Here is a 24704-nt window from a genome sequence, read left to right on the forward strand (position 1 = left end):
TCTGGTCGATCAGGTCGGCGTGTTCACGCCCAAGCGCAAGGCGCTGCCGAAGCTGGGCGCGGGCGAGGTTGGCTGGATCAACGCCTCGATCAAGGACGTGCACGGTGCCCCGGTGGGCGACACGCTCACCCTCGCAGGCGATCCCGCGCCGCGTCCGCTGCCCGGCTTCCAGGAAATGCAGCCGCGCGTGTTCGCCGGCCTGTTCCCGGTCGACGCCGAGGACTATCCGGACCTGCGCGAGGCGCTGGACAAGCTGCGCCTCAACGACGCCGCGCTGCGCTTCGAGCCCGAGAGCTCGGAGGCGATGGGCTTCGGTTTCCGCTGCGGCTTCCTCGGCATGCTGCACATGGAGATCGTGCAGGAACGCCTGGAGCGCGAGTACAACCTCAACCTGATCACCACCGCACCTACGGTGATCTACGAGGTGCTCAAGACCGATGGCGAGATCCTGCCGATGGACAATCCGGCGAAACTGCCGCCGGTGAACATGGTGCAGGAGGTCCGCGAGCCGATCATCCGCGCGAACATCCTCACGCCCGAGGCGTACATCGGCAGCATCATCAAGCTGTGCGAGGAAAAGCGCGGCGTGCAGATCGGCATCCAGTACCTGGCCAGCCAGGTGCAGATCAGCTACGAACTGCCGATGGCCGAGGTGGTGCTCGACTTCTTCGACAAGCTCAAGTCGGTCAGCCGCGGCTACGCGTCGCTGGACTACCACTTCCTGCGCTTCGACGCCGGTCCGTTCGTGCGCGTGGACACGCTGATCAACGGCGACAAGGTCGACGCGCTGAGCATCATCTGCCATCGCAGCCACGCCGACCGCCGCGGTCGCGAACTGTGCGAGAAGATGAAGGACCTGATCCCGCGGCAGATGTTCGACGTCGCGATCCAGGCGGCCATCGGTTCGCAGATCATCGCGCGCACCACGGTCAAGGCACTGCGCAAGAACGTGCTGGCCAAGTGCTACGGCGGCGACATCACCCGCAAGAAGAAGCTCCTCGAGAAGCAGAAAGAGGGCAAGAAGCGGATGAAGCAGGTCGGCCGCGTGGAGATCCCGCAGGAGGCCTTCCTGGCCGTGTTGCAGGTGGACAGCAAGTGACCTCGCCTGGGCTTCGCGGCTCGGGAGGCGCTTACGCCGCCTGCCGCGAGGTCCCGCCGTGCCGGCCTGCCCGGGGCGTATTGCCTGCCTTGGCGGAGCAGTCCATCCGGAACCTTCGTCCATGACGAACCGCATATCCCCCGCTATGCTGAGGCTGGCAGCGTCGCCGGGGAGCGTCCTGCTCTGCGGCGTACCCGCCTGATCCCGATTCCCCCATTCCGGCTCCAGAGGAGCGCGCATGCGTTGGTTTGAAATCGCCCTCGTCGTCCTGACGCTGTTCACCGGCCTGGTCTGGCTGCTCGACAAGCTGGTGCTCGCCAAGCGGCGGCAGGCGCGGGAAGGGCTGCTGGACGATGGCCGCGAGCCGGTGGTCGTCGACTACTCCAAGGCGTTCTTCCCGGTGCTGGCGGTGGTGCTGATCCTGCGCAGCTTCGTGGCCGAGCCGTTCCGCATCCCGTCCAATTCGATGATGCCCACGCTGCTCACCGGCGACTTCATCCTGGTCAACAAGTTCGCCTACGGCCTGCGCCTCCCGATCACCAACCAGAAGTTCGTCGCGATCGGCGAGCCCTCGCGCGGCGACGTGGTGGTGTTCCGCCCGCCGCACCATCCGGACCAGGACTGGATCAAGCGCGTCATCGGCCTGCCGGGCGACCGCATCGGATACCACGACAACCAGGTGACGGTGAACGGCAAGGCGCTGGATTATTCGACGGTCGGCGTGTACCAGGGCAAGGGCAACGGCACCGAGATGACCGGCGCCGAAGAGTTCCGGGAAAACCTGCTGGGCCGCGAGCACAGCGTCCTGGAGCGCACGAACCTGCCCTTCCTGGACCAGGGCGAGGGCGACTGGGTCGTTCCGCCGAGTCACTATTTCGTGATGGGTGACAACCGCGACAACAGCGAGGACAGCCGATACTGGGGCTTCCTTCCGGAGCAGAACCTGCGTGGCAGGGCGTTCCTGATCTGGATGAACTTCGATGGCGGGGTGGACACCTCGCGCATCGGCAATTCCATCAAGTAGTACGCCGCCAGGGGCCCGGGCGGCGCAATCGACAAACCACGTGGGGATGGTGAAATGAAGCGTACTCAGAGCGGCATGACCCTGATCGGGTTCATCTTGGTGCTGGCGGTGGTCGGCGTGTTCATCTACATGGGCATGAAGCTGATCCCCATGTACTCGGAGTATTACGCGGTGAAGACCGCCCTGCGCGACGTGGCGAACGAATCGGACGTCAGCCAAGAGGACCCGGCGAAGATCAAGGACCTCTTTTTCCGTCGCTTGTACATCAGCTATGCGGAGAACGTGAAGTCGGAGGACGTCAAGATCGCCCGTCGCGATGCCGGCTACATCATGACGGTCGACTACGAAGTGCGCCGTCCGCTGATCGCAAACATCGACGTCGTTGGACATTTCAAGGCCGAGCAGGTGCTCAGCCGTCGAATGGAATGAGCGGCCTGATTCGCCATCGCTTCACGCATCCGGAACTGCTGCAGCAGGCGCTGACGCACCGTAGCGCCGGCGCTCCGCACAACGAGCGCCTGGAATTCCTGGGCGACGCACTGGTCAACCTGATCGTGGCCGAGGCCCTGTACGCGCACTGGCCGCGGGCCGATGAAGGTGCGCTGACCCGCGCGCGTGCCGAACTGGTGCGCGAGTCCGCGCTAGCGCCGATCGCCCGCGCGCTCGACCTGGGAACGCAACTGACGTTGGGACCGGGCGAGATGAAGTCGGGCGGGCATCGTCGCGATTCCATCCTCGCCGATGCGCTCGAAGCGCTGGTCGCCGCGATCTATCTAGATTCCGACTTCGTCACGTGCCGCGCGGCCGTGCTGCCGTGGTTCGAGGAAGCCATCGCCGCGCTGCCGCCGCCGCACAAGGTGGGCAAGGACGCGAAGACGCGCCTGCAGGAGTGGCTGCAGGCCCGGCAGAAGCCGCTGCCGGTGTATGCGTTGGTTGCCGAGACCGGCGAAGACCATGCCAAGAGCTTCCACGTCACCTGCACGCTGGCGCAGCCGCCGATGACCACTGAAGGCATCGGCCATTCGCGTCGTGCGGCCGAGCAGGTGGCCGCCGAGGCCGCGCTGGACGCCCTGCCGGGCCCGCGAAACGCCGAAGACGAGCGGGAATAGCGCCCGCGCGCGTTCACGCCGGCCACATTCTTCCCGCGCGGCTTTGCATTCCCGGGCCCGGGAGTCGGACAATTCCCACATGAATACCCCCGCCCATCGCGCCGGCCACGTCGCCGTCATCGGCCGTCCGAACGTCGGCAAGTCCACCCTGGTCAACGCGCTGGTCGGCGCCAAGGTCAGCATCACCTCCAACCGCCCGCAGACCACCCGTCACCAGTTGCTGGGCATCGCCACGTTCCCGGAAGGCCAACTGCTGCTGGTCGACACGCCCGGCATCCATCGCGAGCAGAAGCGTGCGATGAATCGCTGGATGAACCGTGCCGCGCGCGGTGCGCTCGATGGCGTCGACGCGGCGATGCTGGTCATCCGCGCCGGGCAGTGGGACGACGAGGATTCGCTCGCGTTCGACGCGCTGCGCAAGGGGGGCCTGCCGGTGGTGCTGGTGGTGAACCAGGTCGACCGGGTGAAGGACAAGGCCGCGTTGCTGCCGTTCCTGGCGAAGATCAGCGAAGGCCGCGAGTTCGCGGCCGTCCACCCGATTTCCGCGCTCAAGCGCAAGGGCCTGGAAGCGCTGGTCAAGGACGTGCTCGCGCTGGTCCCGGAGCAGCCGGCCCTGTACGGCGAGGATGAGATCACCGACAAGAGCCAGCGCTTCCTTGCCGGCGAGATGGTGCGTGAGCAGTTGATGCGCCAGCTGGGCGAGGAACTGCCGTACGCCACCACCGTCGAGATCGAGAAGTTCGAAGTCGACGGCACCATGCTGCGCATCGGCGCGGTGATCTGGGTGGAGCGCGATGGCCAGAAGGCCATCGTGATCGGCAAGGGCGGCGAACGCCTGCGCGAGATCGGCGCCAAGGCCCGCCAGCAGATGGAGAAGCTGTTCGGCGCCAAGGTGTTCCTGCAGACCTGGGTGCGCGTGCGCGAGGGCTGGTCGGACGACGAAGCCGCGCTGCGGGCGTTCGGGTACCACGACTAGCGAGGGGAGAGTGGAGAGGAATGAGGAGCGAGTGAAGCCGGGTGATTTCCGTGCCTGTTCGCTCGCACGACTCACTTCTTCCTCTCCTCCACTCTCTACTTTCCCATGCGCCTGACCGCCGAGCCTGCGTTCGTCCTGCACGCGCGTCCCTGGCGCGAAACGAGCCTGCTGGTTGAAGTGCTGAGCGAGCATCACGGCCGGCTGGGCATGGTGGCCCGTGGCGTGCAGGGCCCGAAGCGCCACGCGTTGCGGGCTGCGTTGCAGCCGCTGCAGTGGATCCGCTTCGATGCGGTGCAGGTCGGCGAACTGGCGCGCCTGAATTCAGCCGAAGCGCTGGACGTCGCGCCGCGATTGACCGGCGAGGCGATGCTGTCGGGGTTCTACCTCAACGAGCTCACGCTGCGACTGGCGCCGCGCCAGGACCCGGTGCCGGAACTTTACGAAGCCTATGGTCGCGCCCGCTCACGCATGGCCGCGGGCGAGGCGCTGGGCTGGACGCTGCGACGCTTCGAGCGTGATCTGCTCGATGCGCTGGGCTTCGGATTCGACTGGCATCACGACGGCGACGGCGCACCGATCGACCCGGCCGCGCGCTACCGGCTCGATCCGGAACATGGGCCGCGCCGGGTGCTGAGCGATCGCGGTCATGGCGACCGCAGCAGCGCCGCGACCGGTCGCGGCCTGCTTTCGCTGGCGGACGATCGCACACCGGTCGCCGACGATCTGCCGGGCTTGCGTCGCGCGATACGGGAGGTGCTCGCGCATCACCTCGGGCCGCGTGGCCTGAAGTCGTGGGAAATGCTGGCCGAACTCGGACGCGTCACCGCGCCGCGTGCGGATCAGGCGGGCGCGGGCGACTGAGCGCGCGCGTCGGGCGCGTGCGCCAGCGTGTCCTGTGCAACCTGTTCGAGCGTCAGCAGCAGCGCGGTCGAGGAAGGATCCTGCTGCATCGCCTGCACTGCGGCGGCCAGCCGTTGCGCGCCGACGAAGCCGCAACTTGCGCGCAGGCGGTGCAGATCGTTGCGCACCGAGTCCACGTCGCCGCGCTCGGCTGCGGTGGAGATGGCGTAGACCGACTTGGAGAGTTCCTGCACGAACAGATCGCGCAGTGTGTCCACGTGGGTTCGGTTGCCGTTGAGCGCCAACACCGCGGCATCGTCGTCCCACAGCGGGAGCTTGCCGTCGGTTCCTGCCAGTGCCTGCAGCGAGGGCAGCACCGGGGCGATGCCGAGCGCGCGACGCACCGCGCCCTGCACGGTCGCAGCCGGCATCGGCTTGACCAGTGCCTCAAGGAAGCCGGCACCGACCAGGGCGTCGAGCAGAGTGTCCTCGTGCGCGGCCGTGTGGGCGATGGCAGGCGTGTCGGGGTGACGCTCGCGCAGCCGCGCCAGCAACTCCGCGCCGCTGCCATCGGGCAGGCGTGCGTCGATCAGCCACGCGGCGTAGTTCTGCGTGGAGGCGAGGGCGAGCGCCGCCGCCAGGCTGTCGGCGGCGTCCACCTCGGCGGGTGTTGCGCGCAGCGCCGCGGCCAGGAAGCTCCGGCTGGTGGGATCGTCTTCGACCAGCAGGATTCGGGGGAGGTCATTGGGCATCATCGGCATTTCGCGTCCTGTCGGTATGCTGATTCGATGTCGCGTCCGATCTTACGCCTGCTGCTGGCCTGTCTGCTGGTCGCGTCCTGGGTGACGCCGGCCGCGGCATGGGCGCGTTCAGCGCAGGCTCGCATCGCCAGGGTGCACACGCCGGTGGCGACGCTGCAGGGCGTGCAGGTGAGCCTGCACTGGCCGGCGGAGGCGAGCCAGGGCGTGCTGCAGTTGCGCGCCGCGCGCATCGACGCGCCGGAGCTTGGCTATCGGTTCCGCGATCTCGAATGGCAGTGCCCACTGTTGCACGACGGCGACCGATGGCGCTGTGAAGGTCCGGTGCGCTCCGGACGAGGTCCTGCGTTGCGACTGGCGGTCGATCTGGACGATGTGCGGACCCATGCGCGCCTGACCGACGGCCGTGGCGCAGTTGCAGTCGATCGAACCTCCACCATGCCCGCCCTCACGCGCATCGACCTCACCCACGTGCCATTGGCCTGGACACAGGCGTTGCTGTCCAAGGCATGGGAGGCCGCTCGCATCCAGGCCGGGACGCTGGACGGGCAACTGGCCGTGATGGCACCCGAGCAGGGACCCCTGCGCGTCGCCGGTCCGCTGCGGCTGAAAGGCGTGGCGTTCGATACCGCCGACGGCACCATCGCCGGCGAGAAGGTCGGTGCGCAGGCGCAGATCCAGGCGGACTTCGGCGACATCACGCGCGTGCAGGTGGACGGCGCGCTGCATGGCGGCGATCTGCTGTTCGGCAACGCCTATCTGGCGCTGCAGCAGCGTCGCGTGGGCGTGCAGGTGGTCGCGACACAGCAGGGCAGCGAAGGCTGGCAGTTGCCGCGGCTGCGTTGGGACGATCCGGGCATCCTGGTCGCCGAGGGCAGCGCCGCGCTGGCCGCGGACGGCATCGTCCGCTCGCTCGATCTGCGCGCCCGCAGCGCGGACCTGGCCCCGTTGCGCAACGGTTACCTCACCGGTTTCCTCGGGCTGGCCGGACTGGCCGAATTGCAACTGCGCGGCGCGGCCGACGTGCGCCTGCGCCTTGAAGACGGCACGCTGCATGAGGCGGAATTCGTGCCGCGAGGCGTGGCCATCGACGACCCGCAGGGGCGATTCGATTTCACCGGGCTGGATGGTGACGTGCGGTTCTCTTCCGCCAAACCGGTTGCGAGCGAACTCCGCTGGGACGGCGGCCGCCTCCATGGCCTGCAGTTCGGTGCGGCCAGCCTGCCGTTCGTCAGCGAAAAGGACGAACTGCTGATGCGCGGCGCGGCCACGATGCCGATGCTGGGCGGCCAGGTCACGATCGATCCGCTGCGTGTGCGTCCGCCATCGGATGGGGAACCGCTGGACATCCGTTTCGGACTGGACCTGCAGCGCCTGGACATCGCCCAGCTCTCGCAGGCGCTGGGCTGGCCGGCATTCACCGGCGAGCTTACCGGCCGCATTCCGGAAGCACGCTATTCCAACGAGCGGCTCGATTTCCAGGGCGGCCTGTCGGTCGAACTGTTCGGCGGAGCGGTGCAGGTTTCGTCGCTGGCGATGGAACGGCCGTTCGGTGTGGCGCCGACGCTGTCGTCCGACATCGCCTTCGACGACATCGATCTGGAAGCGCTGACCGGCGTGCTTGGCTTCGGCACCATCACCGGCAAGCTCGACGGCCGCATCGAGCGGCTGCGACTGGTCGACTGGCAGCCGGTCGCGTTCGATGCGCGACTGGACACGGATCGCGAAGCCGCACGCCGCGACGACGTGCGCCAGCGCGTCAGCCAGCGCGCGGTGCAGGACCTGTCGAGCGTGTCGGACGCCTCGTTCATGAGCAGCCTGCAGTCGCAGCTGATCGGGCTGTTCGACGACTTCGGCTATCGCCGCATCGGCATTTCGTGCCGGCTTGCCGAGGAGGTGTGCGAAATGGACGGGCTGGGTTCAGCCGGCAACGGCTTCATTATCGTCGAAGGTTCCGGGCTGCCCCGGCTCAGCGTGGTCGGGTTCAACCGTCGCGTCGACTGGCCGACGCTGGTGGAGCGCCTGAAGGCCGCGAGCACGGGCGACTTGAAACCGGTCTTCGAGTAAGTTGTCGCGGTTTCCACAGGTTCGGGAGGTCGTATGCGTCGTTGGATGGGAATTCCGGTCGCGGCGGTGATGTTGACCGCGTGCGTGACGATCAACGTGTATTTCCCGGCCGCGGAGGCCAAGGAAGCGGCGCGCGAATTCGTCGAGAAGGTGATCGGTGAAGAAGCGCCCGAGCAGGCACCCAGGCCGCAGGACAAGCCGGGCGGACAGAGCGCGTCGCTGACGGCGCCGCAGCGCTCGCTGGCCTCGCGCATCGACTGGCTGGCGCTGGTCGGCATTGGCAGCGCGCATGCGCAGGGCCAGCCCGACATCACGATCAAGACGCCTGCCATCCAAGCTATCCAGTCGCGCATGAGCTCGCGTTTCGACAGCCAGCTGCGCGCGCACTTCGATTCGGGCGCGCTGGGCTTCGCCAACGACGGCACGATCTCGGTGCGCGATGCCTCCAAGATCCCGCTGCCGCAGCGCGTGGCGGTGAACCAGGCGGTGGCCGAACAGGGCCGCGATGCCAAGGCCGTGTACCGCGAAATCGCGGTGGCTAACAACCATCCCGAATGGGAGCAGCAGATCCGCGCCGTGTTCGCGCGCCAGTGGATCGACAGCGCCCGCCCGGGCTGGTGGGTGCAGGACGCCGGTGGCGGCTGGCGCCAGAAGTAAGCGCACGTCCAGCGTCGCGCATGAACGAGGGCCCGCAACGCGGGCCCTTCGTTTTTCGGCCTCCGCGGCAGACCGGCCCGATCTGCGACAATACGCGGCCCTGTTTTTCGCGCACGTCGCCCGCCAGCCCTGTGGCCCGCATCGATCAAACCCCCTTCGAAGTCGAAATCACCGATCTGACCCATGACGGCCGCGGCGTGGCCCGGCGCCCCGACGGCAAGGCCGTGTTCGTGGCCGGCGCCTTGCCCGGCGAGCGCGTGATGGCCACGCAGACCGGCCGCCATCGCAGCTTCGACGAGGCGCGCACGGTCGAAGTGCTGCACGGCGCCCCCGAGCGCGTCGCGCCACGCTGCGTGCATTTCGGCACCTGCAGCGGCTGCGCGCTGCAGCATTACGACGAGGCAAAGCAGATCCTCGCCAAGCAGCGCGTGCTGATGGAGAACTTCGAGCGCATCGGCCACATCACGCCCGAGCGCATCCTTGAACCACTGACGGATGCATCGTGGGGCTATCGCCGCAAGGGGCGGTTCTCGGTGCGGCGCGTCGAGAAGAAGGACAAGACGCTGGTCGGCTTCCGCGAGACTGATCCACGCTTCGTCGCCGACATCGGCGAATGCCACACCGTGATCCCGCTGGTGGCCAGCCGCCTGCCGGCGCTCTCCGCGCTGGTCGACGGGCTGCAGGCGCGTCGCGAGATCCCGCAGATCGAGTTCATCGTCGGCGATGCACAGCCGGACACGGATGGCAACGGCTTCAGCGGCGTCGCACTGACGATCCGGCACCTGGTGCCGCTGTCGCAGGCGGACCAGGATGCGTTGGTCGCATTCGGCCGCGAGCACGGTTTCGCGATCTTCCTGCAGCCCGGTGGCGTGGACAGCGTGCATGCGCTGTGGCCCGCATCGCCGAAGCTGGCGTTCTCGCTGCCGCAATGGAACCTGGAATTCCTGTTCCGTCCGCTCGACTTCATCCAGGTCAATGCGGGGCTCAACGGCAAGATGATCCAACTGGCGCTGGACCTGCTGGATCCCAAACCGGAGGACCGCGTGCTCGACCTGTTCGCGGGCCTGGGTAACTTCACCCTGCCATTGGCGCGGCGCGTGCGCGAGGTGGTCGGCGTGGAGGGCGAGGCCGGCTTGGTGCGTCGCGCGCGCGACAACGCCGCGCACAACGACATCGCCAATGCGGAGTTCCACGCGGCCGACCTGGCCAAGGACCTCGCCGGCGAATACTGGATGAAGCAACCCTTCGACAAGCTGCTGCTCGACCCGCCGCGTTCCGGCGCCGACGTCGTGCTGGCGCAGCTGCCGCTAAAGCAGTTCGACCGCATCGTGTACGTGAGCTGCCATCCGGCATCGCTGGCGCGCGACGCGGGTTTCCTCGTCAACGAGCGCGGCTGGAAGCTCAAGGCCGCCGGCGTGATGGACATGTTCCCGCACACGGCGCACGTGGAGTCCATCGCGTTGTTTGAGCGGTAGTCTGCCCCGCCAACGCTGCCGACCTTGAGCTGTCATCCCCGCGAAGGCGGGGATCCACCCACGGAAGCATCACCGTGGAAGAATGCCGGAATGGCGCCGGATACATGGATTCCCGCCTTCGCGGGAGTGACGGCAGAAGAGCGAACCACGCAGGCTCGTCGCAATCACGAATCAAGAATCAAGAATCACGACACCTCCAATGGCCATCGAAATCGAACGCAAGTTTCTCGTCATCGGCAACGGCTGGCGCAGTGCCGCGCACAAGGTGATGCCGATGGCGCAGGGCTACATCAACGACCAGGTAGCGATGGACAGCGGTGCGATGAAGGCCTCGGTGCGCGTGCGCATCGCCGGTGACGAGGCCTACCTCAACCTGAAGTCGCGTGAGCTGGGTCATACGCGTCAGGAGTTCGACTATCCCATCCCGGAGGACGACGCGCGCGCCTTGCTGGCGCTGTGCGTCGGCGGGCTGGTCGACAAACGCCGCCACTATGTGAAGCACGAGGGCCACCTGTGGGAGGTGGACGAGTTCCTGGGCGACAACGCGGGGTTGGTGGTCGCGGAAATCGAACTGGCCTCGGCGGACGAGCCGTTCGCGCGTCCGGACTGGATCGGCGCCGAGGTGACCGACGAGCCGCGCTACTACAACCTGGCCCTGGCTACGCGGCCGTACCTGGAGTGGAGCGCCGATGAGCGCGCCGGTACGGTTGCCTGAGCCCCTGCCAGACCCCATCTCGGACCCATGAACGACAAACCCCTGCGCATCGACATCTGGTCCGACGTGGTCTGCCCGTGGTGCTGGATCGGCAAGCACCGCCTGGCGACCGCGCTTGAACAGCTCGGCGAGGCCGACCGCAAGGTCGACATCCACTGGCACGCCTTCCAGCTCGACCCGGAGTCGGACGACACGCCGGTGCCATTGCGCGAGGCGTACGAACAGAAGTTCGGCGGTCGTGAACGCACCGAGCAGATCCTGGCGCAGACGCAGGCCACCGGTCGCGCCGAAGGCTTGCCGTTCGATTTCGACCAGGGCCAGGTCCGCGTCAACACGCTCAGGGCGCACCGGCTGATCTGGCTGGCAAGCCGCGAAGGCGACGCCGACAAGGTGGGCGAGGCGCTGTTCCGCGCGCACTTCTCCCACGGTCGCAATCTGGCCGACACGCAGACGCTGGTCGACGCGGGCGCCGAAGGTGGACTGGCCGAAGCGCGCGTGCGCGCGATGCTCGAATCCGATGAAGGCCTGGCCGAAGTGCGCGCGCAGCTTGCACAGGCGCACGCGCTGGGTATCCGCGCGGTGCCCACGTTCGTGCTCGACGGTCGCCTGGCGGTGCAGGGTGCGCAGTCGCCGGAAACATTCCGCGATGCATTCTCGCGCCTGGGCATCGCCTCGGCCGCACCGGCTTCGGGCGACGCATGCGGGCCGGACGGCTGCGAGACGTGATCGCCGCGCGGATGCCGCCGTCCGGCGTCTGCGCCACAATGACCGGCCGCGCCCAGTCGCGACCCTTCTTTTCAGGAGTCCGTCCATGCTCGTGATCGGCGTCGCCAGTACCGAACTCACCGCGCAGGAGCGCGACTGGCTGCGGCACGATGCCTGTGCCGGCGTGGTCCTGTTCAGCCGCAACTTTGCATCGAAGGCCCAGGTCGCCGAGCTTGCCGCGGCGATCCGCGAAGCCGCCGGCCGGCCGCAGCTGGTCTGCGTGGACCAGGAAGGCGGTCGCGTGCAGCGCTTTCGTGAGGGCTACAGCGCGCTGCCGCCGCTGGACGGTTTCGGCAAGCGCTATGCCGCCGATCCGCAGGGCGCTCTCAAACTGGCCGAAGAACACGCCTGGCTGATGGCCAACGAAGTGCGCGCCAGCGGCGTGGACCTCAGCTTCGCGCCGGTGGTCGATCTGGGCCGCGGCAACCTGGCCATCGGCAACCGCGCCTTCTCGGACGATCCGCAGGTCGTGGCCGAGTTCACCCGCGCCTACATCCGCGGCATGCACGCCGCGGGCATGGCCGCCACGCTGAAGCACTTCCCGGGGCATGGTTCGGTGCAGGCGGATACGCACCTGGACGAAGCGGTCGATCCGCGCTCGCTCGAAGAACTGCGCGCGGCCGACCTGATTCCCTTCGTCGCCGGCATCGAGGCCAAGGCCGACGCGGTGATGATGGCGCACGTGCGTTATCCGGCGATCGCGCCGGAGCCGGCCGGCTACTCGCGCTACTGGATCGAGGAGATCCTGCGCGGCGAGATCGGCTTCCGCGGCGTGGTCTTCAGCGACGACATCGGCATGAAGGCAGCGTCCTCTGCCGGTGGGGTGAAGGCGCGCGTGACGGCGCACTACGACGCGGGCTGCGACGTGGTGCTGGCCTGCCACCCGCAGCTGGTCGAAGAAGCGCTGGCGGCGGTGGAAGGCCGCAAGCTCAACACGATGGCGCTGGCCGGGCTGATCGGCCGCGGCGCGATGGGATGGGATGGATTGCTGGCCGACGCCCGTTACGGCGCCGCGCGCAGCCGACTGGAAGGATTGGCTTGATGGAAACCGTTGCAAACACCCACGACCTGGCCGCCGCGCTGGCCAATTCGGACCTGATCTTCGACCGCCGCCCTCTGGAGCAGGCCATCGCGCGCATGGCCGGATCGATCCGGGCCGATTACGACAACAGCGACGTGCCGGTTTACCTGACCATCATGCACGGCGGTCTGCCGTTCGCCGCGCAACTGGCGATGGAGCTGGGTGCGCTGGGCCTGGACTTGGAATTCGACTACCTGCACGCCACGCGCTACCGCGGCGAGACCTCGGGCGGCGAACTGGTGTGGAAGCATCGTCCGGCCACCGCGCTGAAGGGCCGTCGCGTGCTGCTGGCCGACGACATCCTCGACGAGGGGCACACGCTCGCGGCCATCCGGCAGTGGTGCGTGGAGCAGGGCGCGCGCGACGTGCGCATCGCGGCGCTGGCAGTGAAGAAGCACGACCGCTGCGTCGAAGGCGTCTGCGCGGATTACGTCGGCGTCGAGGTACCGGACCGCTACGTGTTCGGCTACGGCATGGATTACCACGAGCAGGGCCGCAACCTGCCGGCGATCTACGCGCTGAAGGACTGACGCGCCCATGAGCGAGATATCCCTGGCCGTCATCGGCGGCACCGGCCTGTACAAGCTGGCCGACCTGCAGGACGTCGAATCGCACCAGCCGGTCACGCGCTACGGCGCTCCTTCCGGTCCGGTGCGGATCGGCACGCTGGACGGCCATCGCGTCGCCTTCCTGGCCCGGCATGGCGAAGGCCATTCGCTGCCGCCGCACAAGATCAACTACCGCGCCAACCTCGCCGCGTTGCAGGCGCTGGGCGCGCAGCGCGTGCTGGCGATGAACACCGTCGGCGGCATCACCGAGCGTTTCGGCCCGCGCGTGCTGGCCTGCCCGGAACAGCTGATCGACTACACCTGGGGCCGCATCTCGACGATCTGCGAGGAACCCGGCACCGAGGTGCTGCACGTCGACTTCGGCGAGCCCTATACCCGTTCGTTGCGCGAGTCGGTGATCGCCGCGGCCGCCAGTGCGGGCGTGGCCCTCGTGCCGGACGGCTGCTACGGGGCGACCCAGGGACCGCGCCTGGAGACCCGGGCCGAGATCGCCCGGCTGCGTCGCGACGGCTGCGACCTGGTCGGCATGACCGGCATGCCGGAGGCCGGCCTGGCGCGCGAGATGGGCCTGGACTACGCCTGCCTGGCCATCGTCGCCAACTGGGCGGCAGGGGCCGGACCGGACCCGGACGAGGTGATCACCCTCCAGGACGTGCTGGACAATGTCGCCGCGGCCTCGGCCGGTCTGCCGGCGCTGCTGGGTGCCTTGCTCGCCCGCCGTTGAGCGGGGTGATTGTCAAGCTGTGGTTCAGTTTGCATACTCGACCGGCGCCCGGGCCTGCATCGGCCGTGCGCGACTCGCATCCAGCATGAGGTTGATAAGGACATGCAGTACGGCACCGTGAAATGGTTCAACGACGCCAAGGGCTTCGGTTTCATTTCGCCCGAGGACGGCAGCGCAGATGTGTTCGCGCACTTCTCTGCGATCAACGCCAAGGGCTTCCGCAGCCTGCAGGAAGGCCAGCGCGTCAGCTACGAGCTGACCCAGGGTCCGAAGGGTGCGCAAGCGTCCAACATCACGCCCGTGGCGTGATTGAAGGCGCAAGCCCCGCGACACCGTTTGGAAGGCCCCGCATCGCGGGGCCTTTTTTCATGCGCGAAGTGAAACGTCCCGAGGGCCGACAGTGAACCCGTTGCGCATCGGCATCGTCGGTTACGGCACGGCGGGACAGGCCGCGGCGCTGCTGCTCGGACGCGACGGCCACCGCGTCGAGGTCTTCGAGCGGGCGGCACAACTGGGGCCCGTGGGCGCCGGCTTCCTGCTGCAGCCGACCGGTCTTTCGGTGCTGTGGGAACTCGGGCTGCTGGACTCGGCGCTCGCGCATGGTGCGCGCATCGGCCGTCTGTTCGGCGAGACCGTGCGGGGGCGCGCAGTGATGGACATGCGCTATGGGGAGCTCGACCGCCGTCTGTTCGGTCTGGGCATGCAGCGCGGCGCGCTGTTCGCGCTGCTGGATGCGGCGTGGACAACCGATCGCCGCGTGCACTGCGGACGCCGCATCGTCGCGATCGACCACGCGCATGGCCTGCTGCGCGACGAACACGGCGACGAGCACGGCGGCTTCGACCTGCTGATCGTTGCCGACGGTGCCGCGTCCACGTTGCGGGCTGCCGTCGGCGCGCCGGCGCTCGACCGGCCGTATCCCTGGGGCGCGCAGTGGTGCTTGGTCGAGCAGCGCGAGTGGCGGTGGGCGGACGAACTGCGCCAGCGTTATCTCGGAGCGCGGCGCATGGCCGGGCTGCTCCCGGTCGGGACACGACCGGACGATCCGACGCCGCGCCTGAGCTTCTTCTGGAGCCTGCCGACGGCCGCACTCGCGGACGCGGGCCACGATGCCGAGGCCTGGCGGCGCGACGTGCACGCGGTCTGGCCCGAGGCGGGCGAGCTGTTACGCGATACCGTGGTGCCCGGCGGGCTGGCGCAGGCGCGTTACCGCGACACCGTGCTGCGCCAGTGGCATTGCGGGCGCGCGGTGCTGATGGGGGATGCGGCGCACGCGATGAGCCCGCAGCTCGGGCAGGGCGTGAACATGGCCCTGGTGGACGCGCTGGCGCTGCGCGATGCCCTGCGTGCACAGGACGACCTGGCCTCCGCATTGGGCGCTTACCAGCGCCGGCGCGCCGCGCATTTGCGCATGTACCACTTCTGGAGCCGCTGGCTGACGCCGCTGTTCCAGTCCGACCGCGACCGCCTGGCCGCCGTGCGCGACCGCGTGTTCCACCCGTTGTCGCGCGTACCGGGCGGCCGCGGCCAGATGCTGCGGGTGCTGACCGGCACGCGGCTGGTGGGGCACGTTCGCGTTGCCGCCGGCCTTCATGGACGCCTTGTCTGAAAGCAGCACGAACGTGCCCGGCCGGCTGGCCGGCGAAATCGCGTAGCCGCTGCACAGGGGAGCCTAGAATCGGCCCGATCCCACGCCGGAGTTGCAGATGGAACCGCTGCCGCCGTTCGCCACGCACCGCGTCGAGAACCAGCCGCCGGAGTTCGCACCGCGCGACCTCTGGCGTGACGACATGGCGCTGCGCGAGGCCGTGGCCCGCGAAGGCGGCGCCGACTTCGCCGACGCACTGGCGACCTATGGCGCGCTTGCCGGCGACGAGCTGTACCGGCTCAGCTTCGACGCGCACCGCGACCGTCCGCGTCTGCGCACCCACGACCGCTTCGGCCAGCGCATCGACCTGGTCGAGTTCCACCCCAACTACCACCGCATCATGCAGGCGGCCATCGAGCATGGCGTGGCCGGGCTGTCGTGGTCGCAGCCGCGGCCGGGCGCCCACGTCGCGCGCGCGGTGCTCAGCTACCTGCATCACCAGGTCGAACCGGGCACCAGCTGTCCGCTGACGATGACGCACGCGGCCATCCCGGTGCTGCGCCACGCGCCTGCGCTGGCGGGCTGGGAAGGCAAGGCGATCTCGCCGTACTACGACCCGCGCGACATCGCGTGCGAGCACAAGCTCGGCGTGACGCTGGGCATGGGCATGACCGAAAAGCAGGGTGGCAGCGACGTGCGCGCCAACACCACCGTCGCGATGCCGCTGGGCGCGGAAGGCGAGTACCGGCTAGTCGGTCACAAGTGGTTCTTCTCCGCGCCGATGTCCGACGCCTTCCTGGTGCTCGCGCAGGCGCCGGGTGGACTGAGCTGCTTCCTGCTGCCGCGCTGGCGACCGGACGGCAGCAAGAACGCATTCGCGCTGATGCGCCTGAAGGACAAGCTCGGCGACTGGTCCAACGCCTCGTCCGAAGTGGAGTTCATGGACGCGTGGGCATACCGCATCGGAGACGAAGGCCGTGGCGTACCCACCATCATCGAGATGGTGATGCTCACGCGCCTGGACTGCATGCTGGGCGCGGCGGCGGAAATGCGCATGGCCCTGGCGCAGGCGATGCACCACACGCACCATCGCCGCACCTTCGGCAAGCGGCTGGTCGATCACGCGCTGATGCGCAACGTCCTGGCTGACCTGGCGATCGAATCGGAAGCGGCCATCGCGCTGGCGATGCGCGTCGCGCGCGCAGTCGACCGTGCGCCCTACGACGCGCAGGAGGCGGCGTTTGCCCGCGTGGCCACGGCCATCGGCAAGTACTGGGTGTGTCGTCGGGCTCCCGCCTTCGTCAACGAAGCGCAGGAATGCCTGGGTGGGGCCGGATACATCGAGGAATCGCTGCTGCCGCGCCTGTACCGGCAGGCGCCCCTCAACTCCATCTGGGAAGGCAGCGGCAACATCCAGTGCCTGGACGTGATGCGCGCGCTGCAGCGCGAACCGCAGTGCGGTCAGGCGCTGCTGGCCGAACTGGAACTCGCGCAGCACCTGGATCCGGATTTCGATGCCGAGCTCAACTCACTGCGCCGCGTGCTGGAAGGCACGGCCGAAATGGCGGAAGTGGAGGCCAGGCGCTGGGTGGAGGCGTTCGCGTTGTCGCTGCAGGCCAGCCTGCTGCTGCGCAGTGGCAGCCCCGTGGCCGAGGCGTTCTGCACCAGCCGCATCGCCGGCGATCACGGCAATGCCTACGGGACGATGTCGCGGGATTTCGACTTCGCGCAGTTGATCAGCCGGGCGTGGCCATCGGACTGAGCCGTCAGTCGCGTTCGATCCACGGCGCATCCGCGTCGTCGCGATACCAGTGTCGCCACCCATGCCGATAGGCGTGCTGGATGTACGGTCCACGCAGTACGCGCGGCTCCGTTTGCGCCGACTGGTCGGTTTCCAGCAGGTACACCGCATCGGCCGTGGTGCGTTCGCCGTGACCCGCCGCGAGGCGGTCCACCAGTTGCGCGGCCTGCTGGACAGACTCCGCACGCACCAGAAAACACGTGTCCGGCCCGTTGGGACCGCCGGTCACCGGATCGTCCGAATCGTTGCCCCAACGGATGACTTCGAAAAGCTGCATGACGTCCCCTTTCCGCATCTGACTTGTCCTGCGGTGATGATCAAGTGCCTCGATCCCAGGCCATGAACGAGTACAGGGACACGAGCATGAGCATTGCAATCCAGAACAGCGTGGTGGCGACAAAGCCGACCCAGTAACGCGCCGGGGAGAACGCACGGTAGCTGACGGAACCTGGCTCCGTGCCGCTGACCTTTCCCGTCCACACGACAACGAACGGGTAGAGCACGACAAACAGCAACCACAGGAACCAGTTCAGGGCCATCAACGCGTTGCGGCCTGGGCTGGCCGGAACGGCCACCACGATGATGCCCACCGACAGGGAAATGGCTGCGACCAGCAGCCCCATGAGCAATCTCTGTGCAATGCTGGGTCGATCCATCGTTCCCTCTGTTCGCCGTTGTGCGAAGCGCTCAGCTCATGTCTGGTTCGCGCGGCTATACAGAGTTGCGCGCTCGCCAAGTGGCAATCCTCGTTGCAGCATCTCCCGCCATGATGCCGTCGCAGGAAACACGGCGCTCATGGCCTTCTCCAGCTTGTCGAAGCCGGGCTGCCTGTCGCTGACGACGACGCATGTGCCGGCGGCGACGAATTCGACCAGCGACTCGCCACCTGACGCCGGATCGGTCCTCGCCGCGCGGATTTCGCTGACCGCTTGCCATGCCACGTGCATGTCACCCGTCGCGAACCCGTGCAGCGACACGGCGATGGGAGCGAGTCCGACGACGTCGCGCCTGCGCTGCGACCAGTCCGAAAGATTCGAGATGGTGCCCACGTGCGCCTCAGGTCGGCCGACAGGCACGCATGCTGCCATGCGGCTCGCCGCCGACCCAGTGCCGGGCTCAATCCAGGAACTGCAGTTTGCGACCCCGGGGTAGAGCCCGCCCCGTTCCAGCAATTGCCGGTGCGTGCCTTGGTCGATGATTCGACCGCGGTCCAATGACGAGGATGCGGTCTTCCTTGAGCACCGTCGCCAGGCGATGCCGGACGGCTAGGGTGGTTTCGTACTTGTCCCTTTGCCCGTAACACCCGGAATCAGGCCGAACCGCGAAGCGACCTGCCTTGAACACTTGTTAGGCAAGAGTTCGACCGCAGCCTAGACGAGAACCGTGAAGTACACAAAGACCAGTGCAGCCACGGCCAACGCGCTGAGTAGAGCAAAGGTTCTCTGCCAAGAGATCCTGGGGAGCCAACCCTCGCCAGGGAAAGGACCTTTGACAATTACCCAGCCCACGGCTACCGCAATGGAGAAGGCAAAAAGAAAGCCGAGCTTTACCAACTCTACCCATGGGTCTGACATGCGTTCTAACACCTGTATTGAAGCCGCGCCGCTGAGCAGTGTCGGCCTGGGCGATCTGTTAGGCCGCGCCTGCGGCCCATGCAACCACTCTTCGCACTGCCGCGCTACCAACAACTACAAGACCAACCAAGAGGAACAAGAACAGGGCGCGCGACAACCATAACTCAGTGGAACCGCGCGAATACGCGAGCGGTCCGAAAACAAAGGTCGCACAGAATGTGGTCAAGCCGGCCATCATGCTGGCGCCGGCTGCGAGCAGGACCACCTCGTATTTGTCTGGCGCCATTCCATACATAAAGAGCACGACCACCGATGCCGCAGCAAGGCAAAGGGCAAGTGCCCTCGCGATCTGCAAATGCCTGACTGCTATCTGCATGGCCTAACGCCTGAACTAAGTGGCGCCGCGAAGCGGCGTCGGCTTGCACGAACTGTCGGCAGGCTTCACACGATCTCCCCCGAGAGCAATGGCTGGTTGGCACGGAACCACTCCGAAGCCTCTGGATCCCACGGCCATACGCCTGACGCGTTGGGCCAGATCAGCTGGACAGCCTCAAACTCGGGACCGCAGCACGCAGACCGCATGTACTCAGCCCGCTGCTCGCGGGTAACCGGGCCGAACTGAACAGCGAAATCATCGAGAAAGCCTAGATACAGCACGCCTGGCTGGAACCGCTCTCCAGCCTGGCACCGGCGGTTGTACTCGTTGACCATCCGGTGCGACTGCTTGGAGCTGAGCCCGACGATGATGATTTCTGGCGCGCCAGACGACTTGGCGATGCCGATGGAATAGGAGAATGGCGGTTCCTTTTCATCCGGGTCGAACACAGAAGTGACGCTGCACCCGTGCTCCTGGATGTGTCGGAGGATGTTGCGTTCGTACTCGTCCATTAGCCCGCCAACGCCGGAAGTCAAGCCGCACCGCGAAGCGGCTTTTCGCTTGAATGAACTATTAGGCACCCCGCGCGCCCAGAACCTCGCGGTTGAAACGTGCAACCAATGGTGTCTCGGGCAGTTGGCAATATTGCATTAGGTGGTAGTAGTCAGACACGGCCCGATCGAGTAACTCACGAGCCTCCTCCGCAGGGTCAAAGGTGATGAAATTGTCCTCTGCCAAGTCCATGTGCTTGGAGCGGTTTTTGGCATGATTGAGCAGGCCTTCCATGTCTTTGCGCGTGACGGGAGAGCCACTCCCAAGTGCGTTTGCCAATTCAACTCCGGCAGTCCGGTAGCTGTGGAAGGTTGAGGATTGGCCAAGGAGGGTGAGGTGCGCGCCAAGCAACTCTTCTGCAGCGCCAGCCAAGTGGATGGCGGAAAAGTGGTAGCTCTCGTAGTACAAGCGCAACGCCTGCTCAAGAAACTCGCAAGCCACTGTGAGCTTTTCGACTGCCATCAAACCCTCCAAGCGGGCTTGGCACATGAATTAAGGAAGCGGCTTCGGGCGTGAGCGAATTCGAGCAACTCGTCGACGAGGTCTGTCATAGGGGCTAACAATTTGTTGGCCCTCATGCGGGGTATGGCGCCGGATGTTCATGAGGGGCGCTGTGTCTGTCAAGTCGGTTTCCTACAGACTAATAGGGCTGTAGCCGGCGTTCCCGACACATCATTGAAGCCGGGTAAGACCTCCGGCGATGAAGGAACTGCTGGGCGGATGTGACGGCCACGTAGATCTGCACGCATGCGCCCGATCGTGTGGCGAGCGCAGGGTAAGTCAGCTGGTTCGGTGCGAAACACGCAGCGGGCTCTAACGCAGCGTGCCGGCAATCCTCAGTCCAGGAACTGCAGCTTCGCCAGCTCCGAGTACAACCCGCCCTGTTCCAGCAACTGCTGGTGCGTGCCCTCGGCGATGATGCGGCCGCGGTCCATCACCAGGATGCGGTCGGCCTTGAGCACCGTCGCCAGGCGATGCGCGACCACCAGCGTGGTGCGGCCGCGCATCAGCGTTTCCAGTGCCTGTTGCACGGCTCGTTCGCTCTGTGCGTCCAGCGCACTGGTGGCTTCGTCCAGCAGCAGGATCGGCGCGTCCTTCAGCAGGGCGCGGGCGATGGCGATGCGCTGCTGCTGACCGCCCGACAGGCGCGCGCCGCGTTCGCCGAGTTCGGTGTCCAGCCCCTGCGGCAGCGCGGCGACGAAGTCCGCGGCGTGCGCGGCCTCTACGGCGCGCTCGACCTCGGCGTCGGTGGCGTCCAGGCGGCCGTAGCGGATGTTGTCGCGGGCGCTGGCCGCGAAGATAGTCGGCGCCTGCGGCACCAGCGCGATGGCTTCGCGCAATGCGGCCAGGTCGATCTGGCGGATGTCGTTGCCATCGATGCGGATCGCGCCCGACTGCGGATCGTGGAAGCGCAGCAGCAGCGAGAACACCGTGCTCTTGCCTGCACCCGAAGGGCCGACCAGCGCGACGGTCTCGCCGGGACGCACGTGCAGGTGGAAGTCCTCAAGCGCGGGCGCGTCCGGGCGTAGCGGGTAGTGGAAGGCCACACTGTCGAAGACGATCTCGCCGCGTACCGGTTGCGGCAGGGCCTGAGGGCGATCCGGCGAGCGGATTTCCGGCGTTTCTTCCAGCAGTTCGCTGATGCGGCCCATGCCGGCCGCGGCGCGCTGGAGTTCGTTCCACACCTCGGCCAGCGAACCGACCGAACCGCCCACCAGCAGCGCGTACAGCACGAACTGCGCGAGCGTGCCGGCGGTCATGCGGCCCGCCAGCACGTCGTGTGCGCCCGACCACAGCACCAGCATGATGGCGCCGAACACCAGCACGATGGCGATGGCGGTGACCCAGGCTTGTGCCTGGATGCGACGGCGAGCGGTGTTCACGGCGACGTTCAGCGCCTCGCCGAAACGGCCACGTTCGTAGGGCTCGCGCGCGTGCGCCTGCACGGTGCGCACCGCGCCGAGGGTTTCGCTGGCCAGCGCGTTCGCGTCGGCGACGCGATCCTGGCTGGCGCGCGAGATCTTCCGCAGACGCCTGCCGCCCGCGACGATCGGCAGTACCGCCAGAGGGATGCCGATCAGCGCGTACGAAGCCAGTCGCGGGCTGGTCACGAACAGCATCACCAGGCCGCCGATCACCGTCACCGAACTGCGCAGCGCGACCGACATGCTGGAGCCGACGACGCTGCGCAGCAGTTCCGCGTCCGCGGTGAGGCGCGAGATGAGTTCGCCGCTGCGGTTGCGGTCGTGGAAATCCGCATGCAGCGAAATGAGGTGCGCGTAGAGCCGCGCACGCAGGTCCGCCACCACGCGTTCGCCCAGCAGCGACACGAAGAAGAATCGCGCGGCGGTCGCCAACGCCAGTGCCACCGTCACCGCGAACATCAGCAGGAACGCGCGGTCCACGGCGCCAGCGCTCGCACCCGGCGCGGCGTGCACGAAGGCCTGGTCGATCACCGTGCGGAACGCCACCGGCAGGCTCAGCGTTGCCGTGCTCGATACGGCCAGTGCGACCAGCCAGGCGACGAACAGGGGACGATGGCCCCGCACGAATGGCCACAGTGTGCGCAGGCTACCAATGGGGGCTTTGCTCGAGGAAGCTTCGGTCATGGCGCGCAGTATGCGGTGTGTGGAGCCGCGTGCCCGTGCCGAGGTTGGCTGCCGCGGAAGCGGCCGGGTCAGTCGGCGTAGCGCACCCGGTCGCGCGTGGCATCGCGCAGATGCGTCTTCAATGCGGCGATCCGGTCGGCAGGCAGGCGCAGGTGCAGGGATGCACCGTCCGCATCGAAACGCTCGTCCAGCTTGTCGGCATCGAACTGCGCGAGGGCCGCGTGCACTGCTCCCGTCTGGTCGAATGGGTAGGTGAGGTGCAGTTCCGCATGCACCACCAACTCGCGGCGCGCGGCGGTGCGCAGGCACTCCGCCGCACTGCCGCCGTAGGCGCGTACCAGTCCGCCCGCGCCGAGCTTGATGCCGCCAAACCAGCGCGTGACCACCACGACCACCTGGTCCAGGCCCTGGCCGTCGATGGCCGCGAGGATCGGCCGTCCCGCGGTGCCGGCCGGTTCACCGTCGTCGTTGAAGCGGTATTCGATGCCGATCCGGTACGCCCAGCAGTTGTGCGTGGCCGCAGGGTCGCCCACCTGCGCGACGAATGCGAGCGCCGCCTCCGGTGTCGTAGCCGGCGCGGCATTCACCAGGAAACGGCTGTGCTTGACCTCGAGCAGGTGCGAGGTCGGACCGGCCAGCGTGCTGCTCATCGAGTCGGCGTGGCGAGCTTGCGCAGATCGCGCGGCACACGCTCGCGTGGGTGGTCCTGCCTGAAGCGTGCCAGGCTCGCGCGCGCTCCATCGAGGTCGCCCGCATCGCGACGTTCGCGGATGCGCTGCAGCCACTGCGATGGCGGTAGGCGTGCGTCCTCGCTCACGGGCAGGCTGGCGATGGGCGCTGCGTCTGCGGTAACCGTTTCAGCCGGCGGCGCTTCCTGGATGGGGGCGCCCGTCACCTCCACTTCGTCCAGGAGCTCCTGGGGAGCCTGGGCGACTGCCATGTCTTCGCGTCGGCTCGCGCGTGCCTTGGCCTGTGCTTGTTGCCGGATGGGGGCTGCCTCGCGGCGCTCGGCCTCGGCGCTTGCGGCGGAGAATCGTTCGGGCTCGCCGGTCCCGGAGAATGCGGACGGCGGAGGTGGTGCCGGCGAGGCAGGCGCAGCCGCTACCGCGGACGCGTCGGCGGCTTGGGCAGCCGGCGCAGGCGCGTGGGTCGCGACGGCTTCGTCCATGTAGTGCGTGTCGTCGACTGCGGACGGCGGTGCCGGTGCCGCTTCAGCCGGTGGCGTGGCGCGCCGCGCAAGGGCGGGACGCAGCTCGCGCGCGGGCTCGGCGGGAGGCGGCGGGGGCGGTGCGATCTGGGCCTGGGGACGGCGCAGGAGTTCCGCGCTCACGTAGCCCATGTTCGCGCCTTCCTCGCGAGCGGGCTTGGGTGCCGGATCGGACGGCCGCAACTGCCAGACCACGCCCACCACCAGTACCAACGCGGCGGCCATGCCGACGCCGGTGATGACGCTGCCGGGGATGGCACTCAAGCCCAGCCAGCGGCGACGCCGGCTGGGTGAAGCGGCGACGGCCGCGTGCGCGGCGGCCAGGATCTTCGCGTCAAGCGCCGGCGATGGACCGTCGTGCGGACCCAGCCGCGAGAGGCGCTCGGCCAGCGCGCGTTCTTCCGGGCTCAGCGGTTCGTCGTGGGGACGGTTCATTCGTTCAATCTCGCGCGCAGCTTGTCCATCGCGTAGCGAAGCCGCGACTTGACGGTTTCCCGGCCGACGCCGGTGATCTCGCCGATCTCCTCCAGGCTCAGTTCCTGCTCCAGGCGCAGCAGCACCACTTCGCGCTGTTCGTCCGGGAGGTCCTCGATGGCCAGTTGCAGCCGCCGGCGCTGTTCGAATTCCGACAGTTCGTGCTCCGGGCTGCTCGGATCCGGGATGCGTGCGGCGCGCTCGTCGCCGTCCTCCGGGGCGGGCGGCCGATGCTTCAGGCCGCGCCAGTGGTCGCCCAGCCGATTGTGGGCGATGCGGAACAGCCAGGTCCTGAACGCGGCTTCGGGCTTCCAGCCGTGGCGCGCGGCGATCACGCGCTGCCAGACGTCCTGGAAGAACTCGTCCGCCAGCGCCGGATCGCGCAACTGGCGCAGCAGGAAGCGGTACAGCGGGCCGCGGTGGCGCGCATACAGCATCTCGAACGCCGCCGCGTCGCCGCCCGTCCAGGCCAGCATCAGCACGTCGTCGTTGGTGTCCGCGCCCGCGTTCATCCGCGGCAGGGTACGGGGTGGGGCGGTCGCCGTGAAGCCGGTCGCCGGTCCGGTGGCGTCCGGACGAGTCGAAGCCAGGTGCATGTCCTGACGAACGGATCGCAGTTCGTGACGGGGTTGATCACGACGTCGGAAAGCCGCGCTATCCTGCC

27 protein-coding genes and 1 pseudogene are annotated in these 24704 nt (G+C 67.7%); 17 read left to right on the forward strand and 11 right to left on the reverse strand.

Features of this window, described 5'->3' with window-relative positions; genetic code table 11:
• From lepA to recO, 6 genes are all read left to right on the forward strand, one after another.
• Positions 1–1099 (forward strand): translation elongation factor 4 (lepA, locus tag VFE83_RS04040; protein ID WP_324903598.1); only part of this gene is annotated, 1099 nt, incomplete at its 5' end.
• Positions 1100–1337: 238 nt separating this feature from the next.
• Positions 1338–2123 carry a signal peptidase I gene (lepB, locus tag VFE83_RS04045; protein WP_324903599.1) on the forward strand — a complete coding sequence of 262 codons (786 nt, stop codon included), beginning with the start codon at positions 1338–1340 and terminating at the stop codon, positions 2121–2123.
• A 54-nt stretch (positions 2124–2177) separates the two neighbouring features.
• Complete coding sequence (locus tag VFE83_RS04050) at positions 2178–2552, forward strand: DUF4845 domain-containing protein (RefSeq protein WP_324903600.1); 375 nt, start codon at positions 2178–2180, stop codon at positions 2550–2552.
• Positions 2549–3232 carry a ribonuclease III gene (gene rnc / locus VFE83_RS04055; RefSeq protein ID WP_324903601.1) on the forward strand — a complete coding sequence of 228 codons (684 nt, stop codon included), beginning with the start codon at positions 2549–2551 and terminating at the stop codon, positions 3230–3232. The genes VFE83_RS04050 and rnc overlap by 4 nt, the downstream gene beginning before the upstream one ends.
• Before the next feature lie 79 nt (positions 3233–3311).
• Positions 3312–4208: a GTPase Era gene (era, locus tag VFE83_RS04060; RefSeq protein ID WP_324903602.1), complete on the forward strand. Its 897-nt coding sequence runs from the start codon at positions 3312–3314 to the stop codon at positions 4206–4208.
• A gap of 105 nt (positions 4209–4313) precedes the next feature.
• Positions 4314–5069, forward strand: a complete 756-nt coding sequence (recO, locus tag VFE83_RS04065) for a DNA repair protein RecO (protein ID WP_324903603.1) — start codon at positions 4314–4316, stop codon at positions 5067–5069.
• On the opposite strand, the gene VFE83_RS04070 is transcribed toward recO, so the two are convergent.
• Complete coding sequence (locus tag VFE83_RS04070) at positions 5048–5809, reverse strand: response regulator (RefSeq protein WP_324903604.1); 762 nt, start codon at positions 5807–5809, stop codon at positions 5048–5050. The genes recO and VFE83_RS04070 overlap by 22 nt on opposite strands.
• A gap of 27 nt (positions 5810–5836) precedes the next feature.
• Here VFE83_RS04070 and VFE83_RS04075 point away from each other — a divergent pair, with 27 nt between their 5' ends.
• The 11 genes and pseudogenes from VFE83_RS04075 to VFE83_RS04125 all read left to right on the forward strand — a co-directional run bounded on the left by VFE83_RS04075 (position 5837) and on the right by VFE83_RS04125 (position 17209).
• Positions 5837–7873: a hypothetical protein gene (locus VFE83_RS04075; RefSeq protein ID WP_324903605.1), complete on the forward strand. Its 2037-nt coding sequence runs from the start codon at positions 5837–5839 to the stop codon at positions 7871–7873.
• 33 nt (positions 7874–7906) lie between these two features.
• The gene (locus tag VFE83_RS04080) at positions 7907–8530 is read left to right on the forward strand and encodes a YdbL family protein (RefSeq protein ID WP_324903606.1); all 624 of its coding nucleotides are present in this window, start codon (positions 7907–7909) and stop codon (positions 8528–8530) included.
• 131 nt (positions 8531–8661) lie between these two features.
• Positions 8662–10005 (forward strand): 23S rRNA (uracil(1939)-C(5))-methyltransferase RlmD, encoded by a 1344-nt coding sequence (gene rlmD, locus VFE83_RS04085; RefSeq protein ID WP_324903607.1) that lies wholly within the window; start codon positions 8662–8664, stop codon positions 10003–10005.
• Positions 10006–10204: 199 nt separating this feature from the next.
• Complete coding sequence (locus VFE83_RS04090; protein WP_324903608.1) at positions 10205–10720, forward strand: CYTH domain-containing protein; 516 nt, start codon at positions 10205–10207, stop codon at positions 10718–10720.
• 42 nt (positions 10721–10762) lie between these two features.
• Positions 10763–11446 (forward strand): DsbA family oxidoreductase, encoded by a 684-nt coding sequence (locus VFE83_RS04095; protein WP_324903633.1) that lies wholly within the window; start codon positions 10763–10765, stop codon positions 11444–11446.
• Positions 11447–11531: 85 nt separating this feature from the next.
• Positions 11532–12527, forward strand: coding sequence for a beta-N-acetylhexosaminidase (gene nagZ / locus VFE83_RS04100; RefSeq protein WP_324903609.1), 996 nt, complete (start codon positions 11532–11534; stop codon positions 12525–12527).
• Positions 12527–13096 carry a hypoxanthine-guanine phosphoribosyltransferase gene (locus VFE83_RS04105; RefSeq protein WP_324903610.1) on the forward strand — a complete coding sequence of 190 codons (570 nt, stop codon included), beginning with the start codon at positions 12527–12529 and terminating at the stop codon, positions 13094–13096. The genes nagZ and VFE83_RS04105 overlap by 1 nt, the downstream gene beginning before the upstream one ends.
• A 7-nt stretch (positions 13097–13103) precedes the next feature.
• Positions 13104–13859, forward strand: coding sequence for an S-methyl-5'-thioinosine phosphorylase (locus VFE83_RS04110; RefSeq protein ID WP_324903611.1), 756 nt, complete (start codon positions 13104–13106; stop codon positions 13857–13859).
• 102 nt (positions 13860–13961) lie between these two features.
• Positions 13962–14168 carry a cold-shock protein gene (locus VFE83_RS04115; protein WP_158733706.1) on the forward strand — a complete coding sequence of 69 codons (207 nt, stop codon included), beginning with the start codon at positions 13962–13964 and terminating at the stop codon, positions 14166–14168.
• Between the two features lie 91 nt (positions 14169–14259).
• Positions 14260–15514 (forward strand): annotated as a pseudogene (locus tag VFE83_RS04120) (FAD-dependent oxidoreductase).
• A gap of 51 nt (positions 15515–15565) precedes the next feature.
• Positions 15566–17209, forward strand: coding sequence for an acyl-CoA dehydrogenase family protein (locus tag VFE83_RS04125; protein ID WP_324903612.1), 1644 nt, complete (start codon positions 15566–15568; stop codon positions 17207–17209).
• A 4-nt stretch (positions 17210–17213) separates the two neighbouring features.
• Here VFE83_RS04125 and VFE83_RS04130 read toward each other — a convergent pair whose 3' ends face one another.
• The 10 genes from VFE83_RS04130 to VFE83_RS04175 form a co-directional block, all read right to left on the reverse strand.
• Positions 17214–17525 carry a hypothetical protein gene (locus VFE83_RS04130; protein WP_324903613.1) on the reverse strand — a complete coding sequence of 104 codons (312 nt, stop codon included), beginning with the start codon at positions 17523–17525 and terminating at the stop codon, positions 17214–17216.
• A gap of 40 nt (positions 17526–17565) precedes the next feature.
• Positions 17566–17871: a hypothetical protein gene (locus VFE83_RS04135; RefSeq protein WP_324903614.1), complete on the reverse strand. Its 306-nt coding sequence runs from the start codon at positions 17869–17871 to the stop codon at positions 17566–17568.
• A 69-nt stretch (positions 17872–17940) separates the two neighbouring features.
• On the reverse strand, positions 17941–18297 hold the full coding sequence (locus VFE83_RS04140; RefSeq protein WP_324903615.1) for a hypothetical protein: 357 nt from the start codon (positions 18295–18297) through the stop codon (positions 17941–17943).
• Between the two features lie 583 nt (positions 18298–18880).
• The gene (locus tag VFE83_RS04145) at positions 18881–19198 is read right to left on the reverse strand and encodes a hypothetical protein (protein WP_324903616.1); all 318 of its coding nucleotides are present in this window, start codon (positions 19196–19198) and stop codon (positions 18881–18883) included.
• A gap of 65 nt (positions 19199–19263) precedes the next feature.
• On the reverse strand, positions 19264–19710 hold the full coding sequence (locus VFE83_RS04150; RefSeq protein ID WP_324903617.1) for a DUF4262 domain-containing protein: 447 nt from the start codon (positions 19708–19710) through the stop codon (positions 19264–19266).
• 61 nt (positions 19711–19771) lie between these two features.
• On the reverse strand, positions 19772–20212 hold the full coding sequence (locus VFE83_RS04155; RefSeq protein ID WP_324903618.1) for a hypothetical protein: 441 nt from the start codon (positions 20210–20212) through the stop codon (positions 19772–19774).
• Between the two features lie 374 nt (positions 20213–20586).
• Complete coding sequence (locus VFE83_RS04160) at positions 20587–22359, reverse strand: ABC transporter transmembrane domain-containing protein (protein WP_324903619.1); 1773 nt, start codon at positions 22357–22359, stop codon at positions 20587–20589.
• Positions 22360–22427: 68 nt separating this feature from the next.
• A complete protein-coding gene (locus VFE83_RS04165) occupies positions 22428–23009 on the reverse strand; it encodes a YigZ family protein (RefSeq protein ID WP_324903620.1) in 582 nt (193 codons plus the stop codon).
• On the reverse strand, positions 23006–24001 hold the full coding sequence (locus VFE83_RS04170) for a hypothetical protein (protein WP_324903621.1): 996 nt from the start codon (positions 23999–24001) through the stop codon (positions 23006–23008). Before VFE83_RS04170 ends, VFE83_RS04165 begins: the two co-directional genes overlap by 4 nt.
• The gene (locus VFE83_RS04175) at positions 23998–24552 is read right to left on the reverse strand and encodes an RNA polymerase sigma factor (RefSeq protein ID WP_324903622.1); all 555 of its coding nucleotides are present in this window, start codon (positions 24550–24552) and stop codon (positions 23998–24000) included. The genes VFE83_RS04170 and VFE83_RS04175 overlap by 4 nt, the downstream gene beginning before the upstream one ends.
• Positions 24553–24704: the final 152 nt, after the last annotated feature.

The sequence above is a fragment of the Lysobacter sp. genome, from assembly GCF_035655815.1.
GTDB lineage: Bacteria > Pseudomonadota > Gammaproteobacteria > Xanthomonadales > Xanthomonadaceae > Lysobacter_J.